The organism is Nostoc sp. DSM 114161 (genome assembly GCF_052692665.1).
The window spans coordinates 5773340-5793844 of the sequence record NZ_CP195141.1; the positions used below are offsets into that span (position 1 = coordinate 5773340).

Annotated in this window: 18 protein-coding genes; 9 read left to right on the top strand and 9 right to left on the bottom strand. The window is 40.7% G+C overall.

All coding sequences use genetic code 11. The annotated features are described in order from the left end of the window. Nucleotides 1–78: 78 nt before the first annotated feature. Together NSTC745_RS24535 and NSTC745_RS24540 are read right to left on the bottom strand one after the other, a co-directional pair. Nucleotides 79–501: an META domain-containing protein gene (locus tag NSTC745_RS24535; protein WP_445633289.1), complete on the bottom strand. Its 423-nt coding sequence runs from the start codon at nucleotides 499–501 to the stop codon at nucleotides 79–81. A 402-nt stretch (nucleotides 502–903) separates the two neighbouring features. After that, nucleotides 904–1176: a hypothetical protein gene (locus NSTC745_RS24540; protein WP_445633290.1), complete on the bottom strand. Its 273-nt coding sequence runs from the start codon at nucleotides 1174–1176 to the stop codon at nucleotides 904–906. A gap of 574 nt (nucleotides 1177–1750) precedes the next feature. On the opposite strand from NSTC745_RS24540, the gene rnc reads away from it, so the two are divergent. After that, nucleotides 1751–2470 (top strand): ribonuclease III, encoded by a 720-nt coding sequence (gene rnc, locus NSTC745_RS24545; protein ID WP_445633291.1) that lies wholly within the window; start codon nucleotides 1751–1753, stop codon nucleotides 2468–2470. Between the two features lie 235 nt (nucleotides 2471–2705). After that, nucleotides 2706–3806, top strand: coding sequence for a Gfo/Idh/MocA family protein (locus tag NSTC745_RS24550; protein WP_445633292.1), 1101 nt, complete (start codon nucleotides 2706–2708; stop codon nucleotides 3804–3806). 35 nt (nucleotides 3807–3841) lie between these two features. Here the strand turns inward: NSTC745_RS24550 and NSTC745_RS24555 are convergent, their stop codons facing one another. Next, complete coding sequence (locus tag NSTC745_RS24555) at nucleotides 3842–5980, bottom strand: sensor histidine kinase (RefSeq protein ID WP_445633293.1); 2139 nt, start codon at nucleotides 5978–5980, stop codon at nucleotides 3842–3844. Nucleotides 5981–6272: 292 nt separating this feature from the next. Between NSTC745_RS24555 and NSTC745_RS24560 the strand changes: the two genes are divergently transcribed. The 3 genes from NSTC745_RS24560 to NSTC745_RS24570 all read left to right on the top strand — a co-directional run bounded on the left by NSTC745_RS24560 (nucleotide 6273) and on the right by NSTC745_RS24570 (nucleotide 9079). Beyond that, entirely contained in the window at nucleotides 6273–7091 is an 819-nt protein-coding gene (locus NSTC745_RS24560) for a RibD family protein (protein ID WP_445633294.1), read from the top strand. A 192-nt stretch (nucleotides 7092–7283) separates the two neighbouring features. Further along, nucleotides 7284–8468, top strand: a complete 1185-nt coding sequence (locus tag NSTC745_RS24565; protein ID WP_445638677.1) for a GNAT family N-acetyltransferase — start codon at nucleotides 7284–7286, stop codon at nucleotides 8466–8468. A 221-nt stretch (nucleotides 8469–8689) separates the two neighbouring features. Continuing rightward, nucleotides 8690–9079, top strand: a complete 390-nt coding sequence (locus tag NSTC745_RS24570) for a DUF4346 domain-containing protein (protein ID WP_096534043.1) — start codon at nucleotides 8690–8692, stop codon at nucleotides 9077–9079. A gap of 178 nt (nucleotides 9080–9257) precedes the next feature. Here NSTC745_RS24570 and psb32 read toward each other — a convergent pair whose 3' ends face one another. Beyond that, nucleotides 9258–10001, bottom strand: coding sequence for a photosystem II repair protein Psb32 (psb32, locus tag NSTC745_RS24575; protein ID WP_445633295.1), 744 nt, complete (start codon nucleotides 9999–10001; stop codon nucleotides 9258–9260). Between the two features lie 537 nt (nucleotides 10002–10538). Between psb32 and surE the strand changes: the two genes are divergently transcribed. Beyond that, nucleotides 10539–11219 carry a 5'/3'-nucleotidase SurE gene (gene surE / locus NSTC745_RS24580; protein WP_445633296.1) on the top strand — a complete coding sequence of 227 codons (681 nt, stop codon included), beginning with the start codon at nucleotides 10539–10541 and terminating at the stop codon, nucleotides 11217–11219. A gap of 65 nt (nucleotides 11220–11284) precedes the next feature. On the opposite strand, the gene NSTC745_RS24585 is transcribed toward surE, so the two are convergent. Both NSTC745_RS24585 and NSTC745_RS24590 read right to left on the bottom strand, forming a co-directional pair. Then, entirely contained in the window at nucleotides 11285–11584 is a 300-nt protein-coding gene (locus NSTC745_RS24585; RefSeq protein ID WP_445633297.1) for a hypothetical protein, read from the bottom strand. A gap of 825 nt (nucleotides 11585–12409) precedes the next feature. Beyond that, nucleotides 12410–13084, bottom strand: a complete 675-nt coding sequence (locus NSTC745_RS24590; protein WP_445633298.1) for a HupE/UreJ family protein — start codon at nucleotides 13082–13084, stop codon at nucleotides 12410–12412. Nucleotides 13085–13317: 233 nt separating this feature from the next. On the opposite strand from NSTC745_RS24590, the gene NSTC745_RS24595 reads away from it, so the two are divergent. Further along, complete coding sequence (locus NSTC745_RS24595; protein WP_445633299.1) at nucleotides 13318–14094, top strand: DUF416 family protein; 777 nt, start codon at nucleotides 13318–13320, stop codon at nucleotides 14092–14094. Between the two features lie 7 nt (nucleotides 14095–14101). Further along, the gene (locus NSTC745_RS24600; protein WP_445633300.1) at nucleotides 14102–14809 is read left to right on the top strand and encodes an A/G-specific adenine glycosylase; all 708 of its coding nucleotides are present in this window, start codon (nucleotides 14102–14104) and stop codon (nucleotides 14807–14809) included. A 213-nt stretch (nucleotides 14810–15022) separates the two neighbouring features. On the opposite strand, the gene NSTC745_RS24605 is transcribed toward NSTC745_RS24600, so the two are convergent. The 3 genes from NSTC745_RS24605 to NSTC745_RS24615 all read right to left on the bottom strand — a co-directional run bounded on the left by NSTC745_RS24605 (nucleotide 15023) and on the right by NSTC745_RS24615 (nucleotide 18547). Beyond that, a complete protein-coding gene (locus NSTC745_RS24605; protein WP_445633301.1) occupies nucleotides 15023–15835 on the bottom strand; it encodes a DUF4886 domain-containing protein in 813 nt (270 codons plus the stop codon). 148 nt (nucleotides 15836–15983) lie between these two features. Continuing rightward, nucleotides 15984–17735 carry an ABC transporter ATP-binding protein gene (locus tag NSTC745_RS24610; protein ID WP_445633302.1) on the bottom strand — a complete coding sequence of 584 codons (1752 nt, stop codon included), beginning with the start codon at nucleotides 17733–17735 and terminating at the stop codon, nucleotides 15984–15986. 179 nt (nucleotides 17736–17914) lie between these two features. Then, on the bottom strand, nucleotides 17915–18547 hold the full coding sequence (locus NSTC745_RS24615) for a hypothetical protein (protein ID WP_445633303.1): 633 nt from the start codon (nucleotides 18545–18547) through the stop codon (nucleotides 17915–17917). A 570-nt stretch (nucleotides 18548–19117) separates the two neighbouring features. On the opposite strand from NSTC745_RS24615, the gene galE reads away from it, so the two are divergent. Next, nucleotides 19118–20116, top strand: a complete 999-nt coding sequence (gene galE / locus NSTC745_RS24620; RefSeq protein WP_445633304.1) for a UDP-glucose 4-epimerase GalE — start codon at nucleotides 19118–19120, stop codon at nucleotides 20114–20116. The last annotated feature ends 389 nt before the right edge of the window (nucleotides 20117–20505 follow it).

Consider the following 20505-nt stretch of genomic DNA (forward strand, 5'->3'; position numbering starts at 1 on the left):
TCCACTTACTTAGGTTGGGTAAAGATGAACCTCACCCAACCAAAGATTGATTGCTGTTAATACAAGAGCATCACAACTTTATTGAGCTTTGACAAATTTCAAAACCCTGGCATTTGGATCGTCGGTATTAATTGTTAGCTCTCCATCGCTTACCTTATAGGAATTTGATGATTCTATTGCTCTTAGATATTGGTATTCCCGATCATCACCGCAATATGCACGTGTACTTACTACACGACCTTGAAATCTGATTGTATCCTCTGTCGATTCGTAATTACCAAAGTATCGGTTGCAAACAGCTATGCCTTGAATTAGATTGTCAATAGGATCAAATTGGGCTATAATTAAAAGTTCTTTTGGAACAGGAGAATCGCCTAATGTAGTAAGTTTCCAATTGCCTTCTAAACCTGCCGCAAAACTAGGGCTTTGTAGCGTCCAACTCAAACCAAGTACCACTAGGGCAAAAACGATCGCCTTTTTGAAATATTGAAATATGTTCATGGTTTTTCACCTGAAATTGTAATTTTAGACTGGATGCCTAACCTTTTAGTTTGGCTTTTTTGTATCAAAGAAAAAAACTACACTTACCTTTTTAGTAGGTGGTGATAAGTTAGCTTTTTAAGAGGTTGTTTGAAAAGCGACTAGAAGTCGCGGCTACACAGACAAAACCCGCCTGCGCGGGTTAAGAACCTTAATTTTCTGTAAGTCCACGTAGGTAGACTTTGCTTGTGTAGTAGCGAATTCTATTCGCCCAAAACTTTTCAAATATCCTCTAAGTTCAGTTACTGATATGAATATACTTTTACATTTTTAATGGAAATGCAAGGACAGTTAAGACAGTTAAGACGGTTAAAGAATAATTAATAATTTCTTTACATTTTCAGAATGCAACTTCTTTACAACTCAATTAAATATCGATCGCATATCAGAACATACCGGAGCCACTAAAACATGTTCGTTAGTCACTCCAGAACATCCCGGAGTCACTAAAATATGTTTGTTAGCCACTCTAGAACATCCCGAAGTCACTAAAACATGTTCGTTAGTCACTCCAGAACATACCGGAGTCACTAAAACTTGTTCGTTAGTCACTCTAGAACATGCCAGAGCCACTAAAATATGTTCGTTAGCCACTTCAGAACATACCGGGGCCGCTAAAACATGTTCGTTAGTCACTCCAGAACATCCCGGAGTCACTAAAACTTGTTGATTGATAATTTAAAAATAAAATTTTTGATTAAAACTTATATTTGACTTATCAATTAAGCCCTATCTATAATTAAAAATAATTTTTTTTAAATAACAATTTATTTTGATTTATCAATAAATATGATTTTGTAACTAAATATCATCATGTATTAGCTGAACTTAAGCTGTATTAACTCCAGCGTGTAGTTAACTTAATTAAAGTAAAAATTTTTATTACTTATCTTCATAAAACTGTTAAGAGAGGACGTTGCTACCTAGCGAATGAGATAAACCGATAGTCAGGAAGTTGCTGATAGTCGCTTTCTATGGAGGAATTGAGTAAACTGAGTTAATAGTCTACTTATACCAAAAACGTACTACATATATTACTCGTAGCACTGTTCGATCGCTCAAAATTACAATTAATTTATACGTTTTGAAAAATAGTAATCTGAAGTGCCTGTAATATCATTAATCTGAACGTAACCCTACTTATTACGAACTCTCTGTTGATTTGTCAATGACCAATAACTAATTACTAATTTCTCTTGACTAAGAACTGATGACCCTAGTTTATCCGCGCCGTCAACGACAACTCGAAAGCTTAGTCAAAAAATTTGGTTTGCCAGCACAAGCACCAATTAAATGGCAACTATTGGACTTAGCGCTAACTCATCCTACTGTTTCTGACTCAGCAAATTACGAACAGTTAGAGTTTGTTGGTGATGCAGTGGTACGGCTAGTGTCAGCTGTTGTGTTGTGGGAAAATTACCCAGATTGTCCAGTAGGGGATTTTGCGGCAATTCGTTCGGTGTTGGTGAGCGATCGCATTCTTGCACAATTAGCTAGAGAATATGGTTTAGAGCTATATTTACTAGTTGCTGGCAGTGCTACGGCTGATAAAGTTGGTCAAGAGTCACGACTAGCAGATGCTTTTGAGGCAGTTCTGGGTGCGCTTTACTTAAGTACTCAAAATTTAGAATTAATTCGTCCCTGGCTAGATCCCCACTTTCAACAACTAGCGGCAGAAATTCGCCTCGACCCAGCTAGGCTTAATTACAAAGCTGCTCTACAAGAATGGACACAGGCACAATTTAAAGTTTTACCAGAGTATCGGGTTGTAGAAGTCAATCAACCCTACCGCAATCAAGAACGTTTCCTTGCTGAAGTCTGGCTACACGGAAACATGCTCGGACAAGGTAAGGGACGCTCAATCAAAACCGCCGAACAAGCCGCAGCTAAAGTAGCTTATTTAGCAATTGCAAATCAGGAAAAACCCTGAACTCAAAATATTGCAATTAAACTAATAATTCAGATGGTTGTCATTGGGCATAGGGTATAGGGCATAGGGGATGGGGCATAGGGCAGGGGAAAAGGTTAAAGGGAAAAGGGAAAAGGAATAAATTTAATCTTCCCCTTTTCCCCGGTTGGTGAGCTTGTCGAACCATACCCCTTTCCCTTACCCCATACCCTGTTCACCCAATGACAAATGACAAATGACAAATGACTAATAACTAATGACAAACCAAATTAAAATCGCTGTTATCGGAGTTGGGCGTTGGGGAGTGCATTTATTAAGAAATTTTTTAGCACATCCACAAGTAAGTGTTATTGCTGTAGTAGATCCCCATCCAGAACGATTGGCAGCGGTAAAGCAGCAGTTTAGCTTAGATGAAAATGTAATATTAACAACACAATGGCAGGATTTAAAGCAAGTGCCAGGGCTGACAGCAGTGGCGATCGCAACTCCGGCCACTACTCACTATGCTTTAATTCAAGACGCTCTGCAACAGGGATACCATGTTTTGGCAGAAAAGCCCTTAACTCTCGATCCAGCAGAATGCTGGGAGCTTTGCCAGTTAGCAGAGCAGCATCATTTAATACTTATGGTTGACCACACCTATTTATTTCACCCGGCAGTTGAACGGGGGCAAACTGTAGTTCAAGCGGGTAAATTAGGGGATCTCCGGTATGGCTACGCCACCCGCACCCATTTAGGCCCTGTGCGCCAAGATGTTGATGCTTTATGGGACTTAGCAATTCACGATATTGCTATTTTTAACGCATGGCTGGGTCAATCCCCTGTAAAAGTACAGGCAACGGGTACGGTATGGCTACAAGAAGGTGGGGAGAAGAAAAATATGAATTCTCCTCTGCCCCTCTGCCCCTCTGCCCCTCAGCCTCAAGGTTTGGCTGACTTAGTATGGCTAACACTGACATACCCAGATAACTTTCAAGCTTATATTCACTTGTGCTGGCTGAACCCCGATAAGCAGCGACGATTAGGGATTGTAGGCAGCCTTGGCAGCTTAATTTTTGATGAGATGTCGCGATCTTCGCCTCTAACCCTGCTACATGGGGAGTTTGAACAACAGGGCAACCAATTTATTCCTGTAAATCAAAGTCAGGTGATGCTGGAATTAGAACCAGGAGAACCATTACAGCGAGTTTGCGATCGCTTTGTTGTCTCTATTCTTAACAATACTCCCCCAGAGGTTTCCTCTGGCTGGGTTGGCACGCAGTTAGTGGAAATTCTTGCTGCTTTAACAGTATCTCTTAAAGAAGGCGGCAAACCTGTTTTCCTCAATGAATGCTCGACTAACTTCTCGCTACGCTAAAACCAGCAAGTGGCGCGAACAAATCCGAAATTGTCTCACCTTTGAGAAGCCCCATTTGCGTAAACGGCTCCTTTTGGAAGACTTAAGAGGATAGTCTGTTGGGGCGAAAGACTAATTTGATAAATCTCCTTACCAGGTAGTTGCTGAAGCTTCGGCGAGTTCTTTTTGTCTTCTCCTACTTTCTCAGATTTGTTAATCGCCATAGCCACAGTTCTTTCAGACTCCTGTAGACTGGGCTGACGGCTTACCTTTACCCCCTCGTTTCCAGAAGAGAATCCAAGATCGCCTGCATTTCCTTGTTTATTAGAAATAGGTAACAGCGAGATATCAATCAAAGGTAAGGTAATCTTGACTGTTGTACCTTGATGAAGTCCTACACTTTCAAGAGTGATGGTACCTCCCATGAGTTCGATTAAGTTACGCGAAATTGCTAGCCCCAGTCCAGTACCTTCATATTGACGTGTGGTTGTGCCATTCACCATTACAAAGGGGCGAAATAATTTGTGCTGTTGAGCCGGATCGATACCTATACCTGTATCTTTAACGATGGCTACTGCTTGAGATTTTCCATTACTATATTCAGTTTCTGTAGTAATGGTAATGCTTCCAGCATCGGTGAATTTAGTGGCATTACCGATAATATTAATTAACACCTGCTTGAGTTTTGCTGCGTCTGCGTTAATTGGTATCGCTTCAGTACCTAACTCACATTTCAATTGCAAGCCTTTTTTTTGAACGTTAACTGATTGTAAATTGATGACCTCTAGCAATAATTGTCGCAGGTCAAGTGGTGCTGTGACTACTGAAAGTTTGCCCGCTTCAATTTTAGAAATATCGAGTAGATCGTTAATAATTCCTAACAAGTGAATTGCTGTTTCATCTGCACGTTTGAGAAACTCTACTTCTTCTTCTCGGTCATCGCATAAGCCATCTGCGACCAAGCGAATACAGTTAATAATAATATTCAATGGATTTCTCAATTCGTGGGAAGTTGTAGCCAAAAACTGACTTTTAACTTGGTTGGCGCTTTTTGCTTCTTTCCAAGCAGTTTCTAGTTCTTCTGCCCCAGCTTTGAGTCGTTGTACCATTTGGTCTAGTGCTTGGGCTAGTTGATCGAATTCTTTGATTTTGAAGTTCCGGGGAACTGGCTGTGCAGCGTGGTGAGAGTGAATATTGAGAGCGTAGTCTCGCAATTCTTCTACAGGACTTGCCAAGTAGGGAGCTAGATATAGGGATGCTAATAAACTTGCACCAATTAAACCAACTGTTAAAACGATGAGGATGAGTTTGATTTCTTCTAAACCAAAAAGGGCATTATCAACTGTGGTGACAGCTAAGATTATCCATTTTTGTTGGTGTTGCTGACTGAGTGGATTGGCGATCGCTGTATAGCCAGCGACTAATTCTTTTTTCTCTTGTCGATCCTCAAAAGATAAATTTACTGAATCATTTCGTCCAGCAATTGCATTTTTAATTATGCTTTTGAATTGGGAAGCATTTGGATGTTGTTCGATATTAGTTCCAACCCAACCTGTTAATGGATGCGCCAAAATTGTGCCATCTTCAGCAATCATTACCATAGCGCCTGTGAGCGATCCCGGCCGATTTGTAGTTTTTTGGTACAGTGCTGACTTAATACTTAAACTGTAAGTTGAGTTTGTTCGGCCATTGGAAACTGGTGCAGATAAAACTAATTGCAGCTGATTTTGGCTGTTTCTTTTACCAGTCATTCCTGACTTTGGCGGAAAGACTGCTTTGACATCAATTCCGTCACTAGGCAATGGGTATTTTAATTCTCCAATTACTTCATCGCCACAATCGCTGGCAATTATTTTCTGAGTGAGGAGTTCTGTTAATTGAACGCACTCGATACTTGCTGGAAGTTGTTGCCTGAGTTGCTTGAGAATTTCTTCCTGTTCTATCGGCAAGTTCGAGGGAATTACTGTTGTTTTACTCACACTCAGCAAATGCGCTTTTAATAGAGCGATCGCATCTACAGTTTTATCGGCTTTACTAATAGCGCTTTCTGTTAAATTCTGACGGGCAGTTGCCAATAGGCTAGAACGTGCCTTATTCAAAGCCACAATTTCACCTACAAGTAAAACTGGGACGAACAAAAGCAATATTCTCGTTACTAAAATTCGGCGAAAGGATGATTGGCGGGAATTAGTCATCGACTGTCTCACTTTGCATCTGCAAACCGTAAAAGCAAAGATATGCAACTTAGATCGGCTAAATGAGACATTTAATCATGTTATCATAGGTTGATTTTCAATGTTTAAAAATAACAAATTGTTATAGTAGAAAAAGAAACGTACTATACCAAAAGTTATATAGGCTGGATTTAAAAACGATTTGTGTTGCATATGAATACAGTAGTCAAAGAGTGAAACAGTAGCTTGTAGGCATGATTTTTTTCCACCTACACACTTTAAAGCAAAACACCAAAAAGATGAAAGTAATTGAATGCTGCAACACCGTCCTCATACTACAGTTGTTTTAGCGATGAGTGCAGATGGCAAGATAGCAGATTGTAGGCGTGAGCCTGCTAGGTTTGGTTCAAGGGCTGATAAAGCACACTTAGAAAAACAAATCGCTGCCTCTGATGCCGTTCTATTCGGTGCTGGGACTCTAGGTGCCTACGGAACAACACTTACCATATCAGATCCGAATTTATTGCAACATCGGGCACAAGGGGTTAAACCCCTCCAGCCAATTCATATAGTGATTACACATTCTGGAAACCTCAATCCGGAAATTAGATTTTTTAAGCAACCAGTAGAACGCTGGTTACTGACGACGGCAGGGGGAGCAGCTTCTTGGAACAGACGCGAAAATACACTTAGAGACCACTTGCCTCAACTGGAGAAAGGCGAAAATGGTACTGGCTCTCCAAAAGGGTGGCACTTACAACAATCAAAACCAGAGCAAAATAGCGCCTCCCAAAGCTCTGTACAGGAGTATCCTCCAAAATTTGAGCAGATTCTGGTTTTTGAAACACCAACGGGAGAAATTGATATTTCCACAGCTTTGAAGCATCTAGCCACTCTACATATAACACGCTTGGTGGTTTTGGGTGGTGGTCAATTGGTAGCTTCCCTACTGGAATTAGATTTAATCGATGAATTATGGTTGACTGTCTGTCCCTTGATTTTAGGCGGTAGTAACGCACCCACACCCGTAGATGGACAAGGATTTTTATCGCATTTAGCTCCAAAATTACAACTTCTAGAAGTTAATACAGTCGAGCAAGAAGTATTTTTGCACTATCGCCTGCAACGATGAGCTTTCTTAGATTAGGCTAATTAAGGGATTGGGGACTGGGGACTAGGGAGATGGGGAGATGGGGAGCAGGGGAGCAGAGGAGCTTTAGGTTTTCCCTCCGCCCCTCTGCCCCTCTGCCCCTCCGCCTCTTCTGCCCAATGCCCCATGCTCCATGCCCCATGCCTAGTCCCTATTCTCTTAACAACCGACACAATGGTGGAACAACTCAAGCCCCGCTATTCTGTTCTTTGGACGGACAAAATCGCTGAAGTACCCCAAAATGCCTGGAATGCTTTGGCAATGCCACTTAAAACACCATTTTTAGAGTGGGAGTGGCTGAATAATCTCGAAACTTCCAACAGTGTTACGGCTAAAACTGGTTGGTTGCCAAATCATTTGACATTGTGGCGAGACAGAACACTCATTGCTGCTGCCCCGCTTTATCTGAAAGGGCATAGTTCTGGTGAGTTTGTCTTCGATCATCAGTGGGCAGAGTTAAGCGATCGCATTGGCATACGGTATTATCCTAAACTGCTGGGAATGACGCCATTTACCCCCGCTGAAGGTTATCGGTTTTTAATTGCCCCAGGAGAAGATGAGGATGAAATTACAGCGATAATCGTCCATGAAATTGACACTTTTTGTGCTAAAAATCGCATCTCTGGTTGTCATTTTCTCTTCGTCGATCCCCAATGGCGTCCGATATTGGAACGGCATGGTTTTACAAGTTGGCTGCACCACAGCTTTATCTGGGAAAATTCTGGTTTTAAAACTTTTGATGACTATTTGCAAGTATTTAACGCCAATCAGCGTCGCAACATCAAACGCGAACGGAAAGCTGTAGAAAAAGCAGGTTTGCGATTGCAACCATTGTCTGGGGATCGCATTCCTCAGTCTTGCTTTCGTTTGATGTATGAATTTTATGCTGACACCTGCGATAAATTTGGCTGGTGGGGTAGCAAGTACCTTACACAGCGGTTTTTTGAACAGCTAGAGACGGATTATCGCCATCGAGTTGTGTTTTTTGCCGCATATAGCGAAGCAGATAATTCTTATCCTTTAGGAATGTCTTTTTGTTTATTTAAAGATGACAAACTCTATGGCAGGTATTGGGGAAGTTTTCAAGAAATAGATTGCTTGCATTTTGATGCTTGTTATTATGCACCGATTGAGTGGGCGATCGCTAACAATATCCAATTTTTCGATCCTGGTGCTGGTGGACGCCATAAAAAACGGCGTGGTTTTCCTGCCATGCCCAATCACAGCCTCCACCGCTTTTACAATAATCGTTTAGGACAAATTTTGCGCCCCTATATTAAAGAAGTAAATCAACTCGAACAGCAGGAAATTGAGGCGATTAATGCAGAGTTGCCATTTAGTAATCGACAAGGTTCTTAAATTTTGCCAGGTCAGTAAGCAGGCAATAGGCAAATAATTTTACCAATCAAACCTGATTAGTATATATCAATCAACTTTGTAGCCTACCAAGCATGGAAATCCCATTCTCCTTCACTGCCTATTCCCTATTCCCTACTCTCCATTTACAACTCAGAGGGTAAAGGACGAATTACACTTGAGATAGAGTGTAAAAACTCTCAAGAAAAAATTTGCTTTTGATAATGCTTACGGATTTAATGGTTAAAGATTTAGCAGTAATTGACGATCGCCTTTCTCAGCGTCATATTGACCTCGATCCCGGTGGATATTTTATCATTTACTTGGATAGAGACGCAGGGTTAATTTATGCCAAGCATTTTACAAATGCGATCGACGATCGTGGTTTAGCAGTCGATCCAGAAACGGGAAAGGTAATTCCTGCACGAGGAAAGGTAGAACGAACTCACACCACAGTTTTTAGTGGCAGAACAGCTAAAGAACTTTGCGTGAAAATCTTTGAAGAAACTCAGCCTTGTCCAGTTACTCAATTAAATCATGCAGCTTATTTAGGTCGAGAATTTGTCCGGGCTGAAGTTGCTTTAGTCACAGAACAAGAGTATGTGCAAGATTAAGAGGAAATTAGAAGTGAGGAGTTAAGAGTAAGGAGTAAGGAGTTAGAAATTAAAAGTTAAGAGTGTTAAGAGAGAAAATGTTATGAGTGAGGAGTTAAAAACTAAAAGTTATAAATTCACCACTCCTAACTCCTAACTCCTAACTCCTAACTCCTAACTCCTAACTTTTAATTTGCCATTACCCATCAGATGATGGCTGATTTATTTGGTAGATGTAGTAAGTCGCCATTGGAATAACAGTGGCGGCAATTAACAATCCTATTACCCAAGCTGTAGCACTACCTTGGACAGCTTTAGTTTCTTCTGCGTTCTTGAAGGTACCCTCTACCTGCACTTCATCAGTGATTTGGGGTGGGCCTGGATCGGGTTTGCCTGAAAGGACGGCAACGAGGCGATCGCTAGTATCGATAAATGCTTGGTTGTATTTGTTGCCTTTACGTAGCGGCGTACTTAGGGTTTCATTAGCTACACTCTCAGCAATAGAGTCTGTGAGCAAAGACTTAACGCGATCGCCAGTAAGAATAGCGGTATCGTTGGTTACTGTGTCAAGAACCAATAAAGTTTGATTAGCTTGGGCTTCTTTTGTGGGAAACCATTTTTCAAACAGTTCTTTAGTAAAACTTTGGGCTGTTTCACCGTAGTCAAAGTGACGAATGGTAACGATTCTGACTTCATTACCAGTTTGTTTTGCCAAATCGTCGAAAGCGCTGCTAATCTTACCTTCATTCAGACGACTGATGACTTCACCTCGATCTAAAACCCAGGTGTCATTCCCTGATGTGAGGTCGGGTATTTGATATACACCCGTGGCTAAAGCAGGTGCGCTAAACAGCGTCGCTGCTAAAATAACCGTCACTAATGGTAAAATTAGCCGGACAAAATGTTTTTTATTGCTAAATAATTGCTTGATGATCTGTTTCATCGTAATTAACTCTAAGACGGTCTTGCACCAAAAATACTATAGAACCGCTGTAAAAATCATCTAGTTCTTAGTTTTCAGCAACAGAAAGTTTCTGCTGTTACCAGCAGATATATATTTTACAGGATTTTTTTATTGCACAAATTTCTGATAACTGGGGCTGCAAGCATTAATCTTGACGCTAACACACCTCCTACTTGCAAGAAATACCGCCCTTGCGGGAATTAACCCAAATGCTGAGGGCGGAATTTGCAAACCATCTACAAATGATATCGTATTATGAAGATTTTTGGTAGAATCAACGAGATTTTTTTGATATCTGCAAGTAGCAGAACACAGGGAACAGGCAATAGGGTTAAAAGTTTATCGTAAGTCAAAGGGTTTAAGACCCTTCTGTTACAAAGTTCTGTTCGCCGGAAGCGGGCGCACGCTGCGGGTTGCTACAGACTTGGGGCTACGTCTATACGTAGTCACAGTTTGAGTGGGGGTAACAGTCCCTTTGTGAAAATGTCTTTAATTTTGAATTCGGAGCGAAGCGACGTGACTATAATTCTCACTAATGATGACGGTATTGACGCTCCTGGTATCCGAGCGTTGGTAAAAGCTGTAAACGGCAAAAATGCTATTATTGCGGCTCCTGTGGATCATCTCTCTGGCTGCGGACATCAAGTCACCACGACTCGTGCCATCAACCTGGAACGACGTTCTAAAACTGAATATGCGATCGCCGGCACTCCCGCTGATTGTGTGAGAATTGCATTAACGCAAATTACGCCAGATATCAAATTTGTGCTTTCAGGTATTAATGCTGGCGGTAACTTAGGAGTTGATGTCTACATTTCTGGGACGGTTGCTGCTGTACGAGAAGCCGCAATGCACGGTATTCCAGGAATCGCCATTTCTCACTATCGTAAAGCAAAGCAAAATTTTGATTGGGATCTGGCTGCTAAATTTACATCTGAAGTTTTAGGAGAATTACTCAACCGTCCCCTCGAACCCGGATGTTTTTGGAATGTAAATTTGCCACATCTGCAACCAGGAGAACCAGATCCTAAAATGGTGTTTTGCCAACCCTGTATCAAACCTTTGCCGGTGAATTATCGCATTGAAGGTAATGATTTTTATTATGTTGGAGAGTATGGCAAACGCGATCGCACTCCTGGTAGCGATGTGGATGTATGTTTTTCCGGCAATATCGCTGTAACTCAGTTGAGAGTTTGATAAAAGGCAAAAGGCAAAAGGCAAAAGATGTATTGATTTAAATATTTATTTTTGCTTTTATCTTTTTAATCAGTATCTCCTTTAATTAAATACATAAATTTATCTAGAGTTTGTGTCAGATCGTTGAGTTTTTGCAGAGAATTTTGCTGAGATTCGGCGAGAGTTTGTACCGCGTCACACAAAGCAACAATTTGATAGCCTTGTTGCTGCACCTGCTGTCCTTGTGCTTCGAGTTGCGTGCTGACAGTCTCCAATCTTTCCGCAAGGCGTTCGATTGTCTCTGTCGTAGAAAGTACTGCTTCTCCAATTTGTTCCACAATAGATTCCAAACGATTTATTTTTACTTCGACTCTTGTTGCAATCATTTGTTTACCACCCTAATTTTGAGAGAGCATATTAGTAAAATTCCTAGTTTCAATTGAAATAATTAATTTCAGTAAAAACATTAGATAACGCTATTATTCCGACACTATGTCTGATTTTGTTGTTTGATGCATCTATCTAATGTTGTGTTTAAGTGCTTATATGATAATCCGCTTTGATTTTTGAATTTATCTGTGTGAGTAGGGAGTATGGAATAGGGAATCAGGCTTTTCGAGTTGAGGGCGAGTTTTTTCAAAAATCAGATAGTAATCCTATAAGTACTTAATGAATTACAATTTTTAATCAATATGATTGATTAAATATCTAAAATAATTAAGAATGCAAAAAATACTCGTTTAATTTTAGTTTTAATTTATACAAATATTATCTCCTTACGAATTTTACCAAAGATAATCAATATTTTTAATAAGGCTAGGTTTATAGTCTTATTAAGTTTAAGTAATTATACCTTTGTTGTTTAACATTTCGTCAAACAATCGATTAAACACGATAAATCAGGATTTTTCTAAGTACCTATTCTCAGCTTTGAGAATTGCAATTTACCTTTAAATTTCAGTACAGATTAAAAGGTGTTTGGTAGGAATATTAATTTTATTCCTTTTATTGATGCCGATCGCCATTGCTGGCAAAATCGATTAGTCTAAATTTTCCTGACTCAAAAAGCGATGCACTTTGAGAACAACTATGTATGTATTTGCCAATAAATCTTAATTAGTTCTACTAGTTGGAGGAACAGATGGCGGGGACACACAGTTAGCTATGCGTCCCTACTAATGACTGTATTTTATTGAACTAAAATACTTAATTTAGATAATCGAATTGCTCAAAAACACAATAGCGATCGCGCACAAACAAAAGCCAATAATACTAATTTTCCGGGGTACAATTCGGTTGATTTCGCCCATACCCATCGTAATACCAATTTCTCTAACGCTCATGGTGACTGCAAACTGAGTTAAGGTTATACCTAGTATGTACGCAACCAAAGGTATTATTCCTGTACCAGTAATCGATTGTCCGTGAATGTAACCCTGAAATAAACCAACACTAATACTTCCCACAGCAAGTAACATAAAGTTTACATGATTTGCGTTGATTAGCATTGTGCCTAAGAAAATAGTAGAAATACTTATGGCTGTTTCTATCTCCGGTATATTTATCTGAAATAGATGAATTATAGTCCCCAAAATTACTGCTAAGACAAAATATCCAACTATCAAAGCACTACGAATAAATATAGCTGACAGTAAACCAATAGCAATAATACCAACTAAACATTTTGAGTTGATGACTGGATCTGCTATTCCCCAGATAAAGCCTTCCCAGTAATTAGAGATAGCGCGAATAGCAGGCGTTCCACTCCACGAACTCAGCAAGCTAATTAATATGAGAGCTGCGATCGCTGCAATATGGCGATCGACTTCCTTCAAGGTATAAAATTCCGGTGTAGCACGGAAATCTGATAATTTAGTTTTGAACATAGCTATATGCAAAATTAGTTTTTTCGGTAATTTATACTACCCACCTACTTTGAAAAACTAACGTGATAATAACGATAAATCATCTTAACTTTATAAAGTTATGTAAAGTTTCAGTAGCGATCGCAGTAAGCGAGTATTTAGTGTATTAATAATTACTATGTATTGAGATTTAAGAGGCGATCGTTAATCGCTATCGTTTCAACAACCCCTAACAATACAACTAAACTATAAAAATGAATCTAAAGTACGGTGAATTCGATATATTGGAGCGAGAACTAGAAGCTCTTGCGCCTATGCATCGAGTGGCGTTTGCAGCAGCTTGTTGCGAGAGACTGTATCCAAACTATGGCATTTTCTTGCGAGAAATAAAAGAACAAGGCTGGAATGAAAAAGATCCTATAAGAGAAGCACTTGATGAAATATGGGAATTTTTGGCAGGTAAAAAAATCGATGCGGCTAGATTTCGTGAGTTATTGTCTAATTGTGAAGAATATCCTTACGAGTATGAGAACGAAGAAACTCCGGAAGGACAGAGAGGTGCGTGGATTGTCTGTGAGACTATAGAACTTTGTCTCGAACAAATTCCACAAGAAATTATTTTAGTAGCGAAAGAAATAGACGAAACTCTTTTTATGTATATAGATTATTTAAAATGCGAACCTGAAGACCAAAACTCGCAAGACATTCCACACGAACAACTATTACAATTAGAATTTTGTTTAGATCCAAGCGTACAACAGACTATTTCAGTAGCAAAAGAAATAGACGAAACTCTTTTTGAGTATATAGATTATTTAAGATGCGAGTCTGAAGACGAATACTCGGAAGACATTTCCCACGAAGAACTATTAGAAATAGTTGCTAACCATCCTTTTACAGTACGAGAAATGGCAAAACAAAGCGAAGACTTGCGGCGCTTGCGAGAAACTCCTACGTTAACTGCTGAGTTTTTACAATGGTTGCGTACTTCTTCTGAAAATGGTGGTAAAAGTCTACTAGATTTAAGTTGAGAAAACAATGGTGAAGGGTGTAGCTAAAGAACCTCAAGAAAACACAGTGTCAAATTTGGATGCTGTAAAAATTAAATGGTTTCGCCACCATCTCTCTATATGGGGAACGCAAAATTTACGCGATTTTCCTTGGCGACAAACTTGCGACTCTTATGCAATTCTCGTTGCAGAATATCTGCTACAAAAAACAGATGCTGCTACGGTTGTTCCTATTTACAATACATTTCTCTTGAAATATCCAACGCTTGAGCAACTAGTAAAAGCAAGCATTAATGAATTGAGGGAAATGCTTGAGCCTTTAGGCCTTTTCTTCCGTGCTGAAAGATTACAAAAGTGCGCTGGCATCATTTTAGAACAGTATGGAGGAAAAGTCCCCGACTCAGAAAAGCAGTTGCTTGAATTACCTGGAATTGGTAAATATACAGCTCGTGCTATCTGTTCTCAAGCCTTCAGTCAACCGCTAGCCGTACTCGATACTAACGTCGCTCGCATTCTCGAACGCTTCTTTGGCTTGCAAGGAGAAAGGGTTAAATCGCGCTGTAAGATTCTCTGGAATGCAGCAGAAATAATTGCTCCTAATAAGGAAGTTGGTAAATGGAATTTAACCTTGCTAGATTTTGGAGCGATGGTTTGCAAGGCACAAAATCCTCTTTGTAATGATTGCCCTCTCTCAGCAAAGTGCAATTATGCCTATATGCAACGTAAATCAAAATAATAAAAGATAACAATTATATACTATTTAATATGAATTTTCTTTAATAGGACTTACGCAAAAATTCTCTAAAACTCTTATTCCTCCGTGTCCTCTGCGTCCTCTGCGGTTCGATATTCCGTTACTTGTGCGTAAGTCCTGTTTAAATAAATTAAAAACAACCATATTGCACACAAGATATGTCCTGTAAAACCAGAAGCTATTTGTAATTTTTCATTATTTACTGACGATGCTCTCAACCATATTTTGAATTATTTTGGCATCTGTTTCGCTTAAACTTTCCAACTCAATTCTGTTGGTTTCTTGTGGATTACTAGAATTAGTAGTATATATCCGACGGCTCAAACCTACGGGACTATTTCCGTAAAAAGTTGTGTAAAATACACATGCTGCAACATACGAACCAATAGGATTAGGATGACTTCCATCCGAACTATAAAGGTTTAATTTTTGATTTGCTTCTTGAACTTTTTGCCAAACAATTCCCACAGGTGCAACTTTAGCATTGAGTTGTTTAGCAATGTTCGTGTAGGAATCAGTCAATATTTGTTGGGTTTCTGGTTGATTTTGCCTTGCCCAAGTTAGGTAAAATACAGTTTGAGAATTAACTCGCTTAATTTCAGCATCAAATAAACTTGCGTACTTATACATTTCCTGGGGATTAGTAATCGGTAAAGTACTCTGTTCTTGGAGTACTACATAATCCCAATTTTTTGCTTTTAAAACCTTGAGTGCTTCACCACGTTTCCAGTGATTTTTAAGCGTAGCTCCACCCACCACAACCATTTGAGTTTCGAGAGTTCTGGTTTCTTTTGCCGATTCAGCCAACTGTTGCGTTAACCAAGGTAGGTCATTGAAATAGGTATAGCTATTACCAATAAATAAAACTCTCATTGATTCTTGTTCGGCTACTTGCAGGGGAGTTTTTTCAACCTGCCTTCCGAACATTTTAAATAAGGCAATCATTAAAAATAGAAATAAACATACATATAGCAGTCCTAAACGAGAAAATGAAATCTTGTTAACCACGCTGTTTATCGTTGACTCTTAACACTCAACCGCCGCTAATTGATTCTGAATTCAGAATCAATAGACCTCTTGCATAAATAATTTTTTATCTCACGCAGAGGCGCAGAGGCGCAGAGAAAGAACGCAAAGAAGGAGTTTTGCAAGAGGTCTAATGCAATAATTCCTCAACTTGATGCTGGCTCCACAAACTTCTGTAAAGTCCCTGTTGTTGTACCAGTTCTAAGTGATTTCCCACCTGCACAATTCTTCCCTTTTCCATGACAAAAATTCGGTCAGCAGCAGCAGCAGCAGATAATTGATGGGTAATGAAAATCACCGTTTTTTTCTGCGTACCACCGGAAAGATTTTTGAGAATTTGTGTAGCTGTTTGATTATCTACACTGGAGAGGGCATCATCTAAAATTAACACTGGTGCATCGACCAGCATAGCTCTAGCTAAGGCTGTACGTTGTCTTTGACCGCCAGAAAGAGTAATCCCGCGTTCGCCAACGATGGTTTCGTATTGCTGGGGAAAATTATTAATTTCTCCATCAATTTGAGCCAGTTTGGCTACCAACTCTACCCTTTCTTGTTCGCTAACTGGGTCACCGTAGCGGATATTATTTTTAATTGTGGTGCTAAAAAGAAAACTATCTTGGGGAACGTAGCCGATCGCATTTCGCAAATCTCCCAAGACTATCTTAGTAATATCTTGGCCATCTAAGAACAATTGTTCTGCTTGAATATCCAGCAAACGCGGCAAAGCATTTGCCAAAGTAGATTTTCCCGAACCAATTGCCCCAACAATTGCCACGGTTTCCCCCGGAGCAATGGTAAAGTTGATATTTTCTAAAGCGGGAGTAGGGGAACCAGGATAAGTGTAGCTGAGATTTTTCGCCGTCACTTCTCCTTTGAGTTCATCAATTGTTAGATGTACCGCATCGGCTGTGTCTTGAATTTTTGGTGTGACGCTGAGAATAGATTCCAGCCGATCTATACTAACTTCACCCCGTTGGTAGGTGCTAATTGTAAACCCCAAAAGAGTAGTGGGGAACACTAAACGCTCTACATAAATTAAGAGCGCTAAAAAGTCCCCAACTTCAAGCGTCCCAGAAGACATTCGAGTCGCACCTAGCCAAATAATTACCAGCGAACTGATATTAGCTAAACCGCCAATAAAAGTAAAAAGCGTATTGCGGCTTTTTGCCAGTTCCAAATTAGCAGTCAATAGTTGCTGATTTTTCTTGGCAAAAGCTCGACGCTCGTTAGCTTCTTGGGCATAGATTTTAATTAGAGCAATACCACTGATATCTTCTTGGATGAGTTCGCTGATATCAGAGAGTTGCTCTTGGACTGTTGCTTGTTGTTTGCGTAAGCGATCGCTAAACAAACTCACCAACAAGAACATAAAAGGGTACACTGCCAAAGAGGCTAGTGTGAGATCCACACTAATGGTAAGCATCGCTGGCAGTGTTAAAGCGTAGGCAAAAACTGTATTTGCCAAACTCAAGACGGCAAAACCCAGCAACCGCCTGATATTGTCCACATCACTAGTAGCCCGACTAATCAAATCACCAGCAGTATTAGTGGCAAAATAAGACGGTTCGAGCTTCAGTAAGTGTTCAAAAATCCGTTGTTTGAGGTCAAATTCCACTTGACGCCCTACCCCAAATAGCCAAATGCGCGAAGCCATACGCATCAGCCACATTGCGGAACTCAGCAATACAATAATAACTACGTAATGTAGTATTTGATTCCAGTTGAAGGTTGTTGATAATTTGTCAACCCCATCACGAATCAGCCAAGGGATATAAACGCCAAGGGCATTAACGGACAACAGAGCGAGAATGCCTAAAGACGCTTCCCGCCAATGGGGTCGAAGGTAAGCACCAAGTTTAGCGAGTCTTCGAGATTTTGCCATTAAAGCAATTTTGCAACTTTATCATCCTAAATTAACCGCTATTCCCAGAAGGCAGTTGAGGGAATATTGCTTGGCGGCAATCATAGCCTAAACTAATCCAGCCACTAGTACTGCGTTCCCTAAAGGTAGCAGTACTAGGGAATGGGTTGCGGTCTTTTGAGTATTTCTTTTTTACTTTTTTACCGCTGAACACGCAAGAACCTGTAAATTTCAGTGAGATAACTTTCCCAAGTTCTCGTCGTCAATTGCAAGGTTTCCGCATTAGGTACAAAGTCTTCAAGCCGTAAACCGCGTGTGCGAATATCTTGGGGATTTCCTTGCAATAGGTACGGAGGCACTCTCAAATTATAAGAAAGAATGTTATTCCCCGTCATATCTGAAATGTTTGCTGCGCTGGTTTGTTGTCTTAAAGCTACTAGTGTTTCAGGTGTTGATACAGCAGTTGCTCCTAAAGGCGCTCTATAAAGAAAATAGGCGACTGCTGGTGTACTTGCCAACAGCAAAATCGTTAGTGCCCAACCCACTAAGTATCCTCCTGGTTTGTCTATCCCGCCTCCTTTGATTCTCTGAGCTGCAAAAATCATCATTAATACAGAGGCTCCCAGAGGCTTGAGTGGAAAAGACATCATCCTCCACAACGACGCCACAGCTGGTTCATTGGGGTTAAGAAATGATAGGGCTACGATTACTAACATAACGACTAAGATTAATCGCCCTACAAAAGTTCCAGAAGGATAAAATCGCTGGAACAGAGAATATACGATAGTGCCAATCAGCAGCCACAGCAGTACCCGGCTTAGCAATAGAAACATAGATTAACTCTCAAATTTTCTGGTGCGGTGAGCCAGTGCGGTGGTGAGGCAGTTTACTTTGATTGGGGTTTTCTGCCACTTTTTTTACTTAGGCATTGCCCAGCAAAGTCATGGCTCCCCAAAAGTAACTACCGAAAGGTTTTCCCGACATCAAGCAGTGGAATGTTGTGCAAACAGTTTATTGGTGGGAAAATACCCATCCAAGGCACTGTCTACCCATGAGCCACTAGCGTCAACTGGCTAATCCGTAAGGGTTTAGCCTAGAGGTTTCGGGAAATGGATTTATTCTATCGTCAAATTGTAATTGCACAATTTGACTTTAAACACCTCAAACCTCACACCGAAAGACTACCGTCGTAGTGATTTTAGTGCAATTTTTTGACACTGCGTCTATTATTTATAAATTTCCAGAAGAGTAATGTGGCACCAGTAAAGTGAACTACGCTACTGCATAGGCTCTGAGAATTTATCGGGTGTGCCTCGCTACTCTATAGTTATCTATTGAGCTATGGGGAATTTCACGGAATTAGTTAAATTAATTCAGTAGTTGCGAACTTAAAAGGAAAAACTATGTCATCTCAAAAGCCTACCATTTTGGTAACAGGGGGAGCTGGGTATATTGGCTCTCATACAGTGTTTGCTCTCAAGCAAGCGGGTTATAACGTTGTCATTCTGGATAATTTGGTATACGGTCATCGCGACCTAGTAGAAAAGGTTTTACAAGTAGAACTGATAGTAGGGGATACGGGCGATCGCGCTTTGCTCGACCACCTATTCAAAACCCACGATATTGCTGCTGTAATGCACTTTTCTGCCTATGCCTACGTAGGAGAGTCGGTGACCGATCCCGCTAAATACTACCGCAATAACGTCCTTGGGACTCTCACTTTGTTGGAGGCCATGTTGACGGCTTCTGTTAAGAAATTTGTATTTTCTTCTACCTGTGCCACCTATGGGGTACCAGAATTCGTGCCGATTCCAGAAACCCATCCCCAAAATCCGATTAATCCTTATGGGGCTACTAAGTTGATGGTAGAGCGGATTCTCACTGATTTTGATACGGCTTACGGTTTCAAATCAGTACGTTTTCGATATTTTAATGCCGCTGGTGCTAATCCCGACGGTTTACTGGGCGAGGATCACGAACCAGAAACGCATTTGATTCCCTTGGTATTGCTGACAGCCTTAGGCAAACGAGAGTCGATTTCAATTTTCGGTACTGATTATCCCACCCCTGATGGAACTTGTATTCGCGATTATATTCATGTGAACGACTTAGCAGATGCTCATATTTTAGGATTGGAATATTTATTAAAAGGTGGCGATAGCGAAGTTTTTAATTTGGGTAATGGTAGCGGCTTCTCTGTCAGAGAAACGATCGCAGCAGCCGAGGCGGTGACAGGAGCTAGGATAAAAGTCCAAGAGTGCGATCGCCGTCCTGGCGATCCTCCAATTCTGATTGGTAGCGCCGAAAAAGCCAGAACAATCTTAAACTGGCAACCCCAATATCCATCGATTAAAGATATTGTCGCTCATGCGTGGCAGTGGCATCAAAAGCGGCATCAATAAAGGCGGTAGCCTGCGGCAAGCCCTACCCTGTAGAAACGCTAAAGGCCAACGAGTTCGGGGGTTCGCAATTGAGGCTAACCGCCAAAATTGCGACTCTTTCACTGCTGTACATCTACGTTAATTTTCACAACTCAGATAGGATTGCTGTATATCAATTGATGAAGTGATGGCGATCGGGTCGAGCTTAGAACTTGGCAAGCAAAGCGGAAATTGGTACAGCTTGCGTGAATGCTCCCTTCGACTTCGCTCAGGGAGCGTTATGCTTCGCTCAGGGAGCGTTATGCTTCGCTCAGGGAGCGTTGTGCTTCGCTCAGGGAAAATTCTGGTGATGGTTGAGCAAAGCAATGTGCTGAGCAGCTGGGGAGCTTGTCCTGAGCATAGCCGAAGGG

Bases quoted from the DNA above. Each gene is read 5' to 3' on its own strand.
- NSTC745_RS24535 (WP_445633289.1), bottom strand. From the start codon at position 501: ATGAACATATTTCAATATTTCAAAAAGGCGATCGTTTTTGCCCTAGTG.
- NSTC745_RS24560 (WP_445633294.1), top strand. From the start codon at position 6,273: ATGCTGCAACACCGTCCTCATACTACAGTTGTTTTAGCGATGAGTGCA.
- NSTC745_RS24600 (WP_445633300.1), top strand. From the start codon at position 14,102: ATGGTGAAGGGTGTAGCTAAAGAACCTCAAGAAAACACAGTGTCAAAT.
- NSTC745_RS24595 (WP_445633299.1), top strand. From the start codon at position 13,318: ATGAATCTAAAGTACGGTGAATTCGATATATTGGAGCGAGAACTAGAA.
- NSTC745_RS24590 (WP_445633298.1), bottom strand. From the start codon at position 13,084: ATGTTCAAAACTAAATTATCAGATTTCCGTGCTACACCGGAATTTTAT.
- psb32 (WP_445633295.1), bottom strand. From the start codon at position 10,001: ATGAAACAGATCATCAAGCAATTATTTAGCAATAAAAAACATTTTGTC.
- NSTC745_RS24610 (WP_445633302.1), bottom strand. From the start codon at position 17,735: ATGGCAAAATCTCGAAGACTCGCTAAACTTGGTGCTTACCTTCGACCC.
- rnc (WP_445633291.1), top strand. From the start codon at position 1,751: ATGACCCTAGTTTATCCGCGCCGTCAACGACAACTCGAAAGCTTAGTC.
- NSTC745_RS24615 (WP_445633303.1), bottom strand. From the start codon at position 18,547: ATGTTTCTATTGCTAAGCCGGGTACTGCTGTGGCTGCTGATTGGCACT.
- NSTC745_RS24555 (WP_445633293.1), bottom strand. From the start codon at position 5,980: ATGACTAATTCCCGCCAATCATCCTTTCGCCGAATTTTAGTAACGAGA.
- NSTC745_RS24585 (WP_445633297.1), bottom strand. From the start codon at position 11,584: ATGATTGCAACAAGAGTCGAAGTAAAAATAAATCGTTTGGAATCTATT.
- NSTC745_RS24550 (WP_445633292.1), top strand. From the start codon at position 2,706: ATGACAAACCAAATTAAAATCGCTGTTATCGGAGTTGGGCGTTGGGGA.
- galE (WP_445633304.1), top strand. From the start codon at position 19,118: ATGTCATCTCAAAAGCCTACCATTTTGGTAACAGGGGGAGCTGGGTAT.
- NSTC745_RS24565 (WP_445638677.1), top strand. From the start codon at position 7,284: ATGGTGGAACAACTCAAGCCCCGCTATTCTGTTCTTTGGACGGACAAA.
- NSTC745_RS24570 (WP_096534043.1), top strand. From the start codon at position 8,690: ATGCTTACGGATTTAATGGTTAAAGATTTAGCAGTAATTGACGATCGC.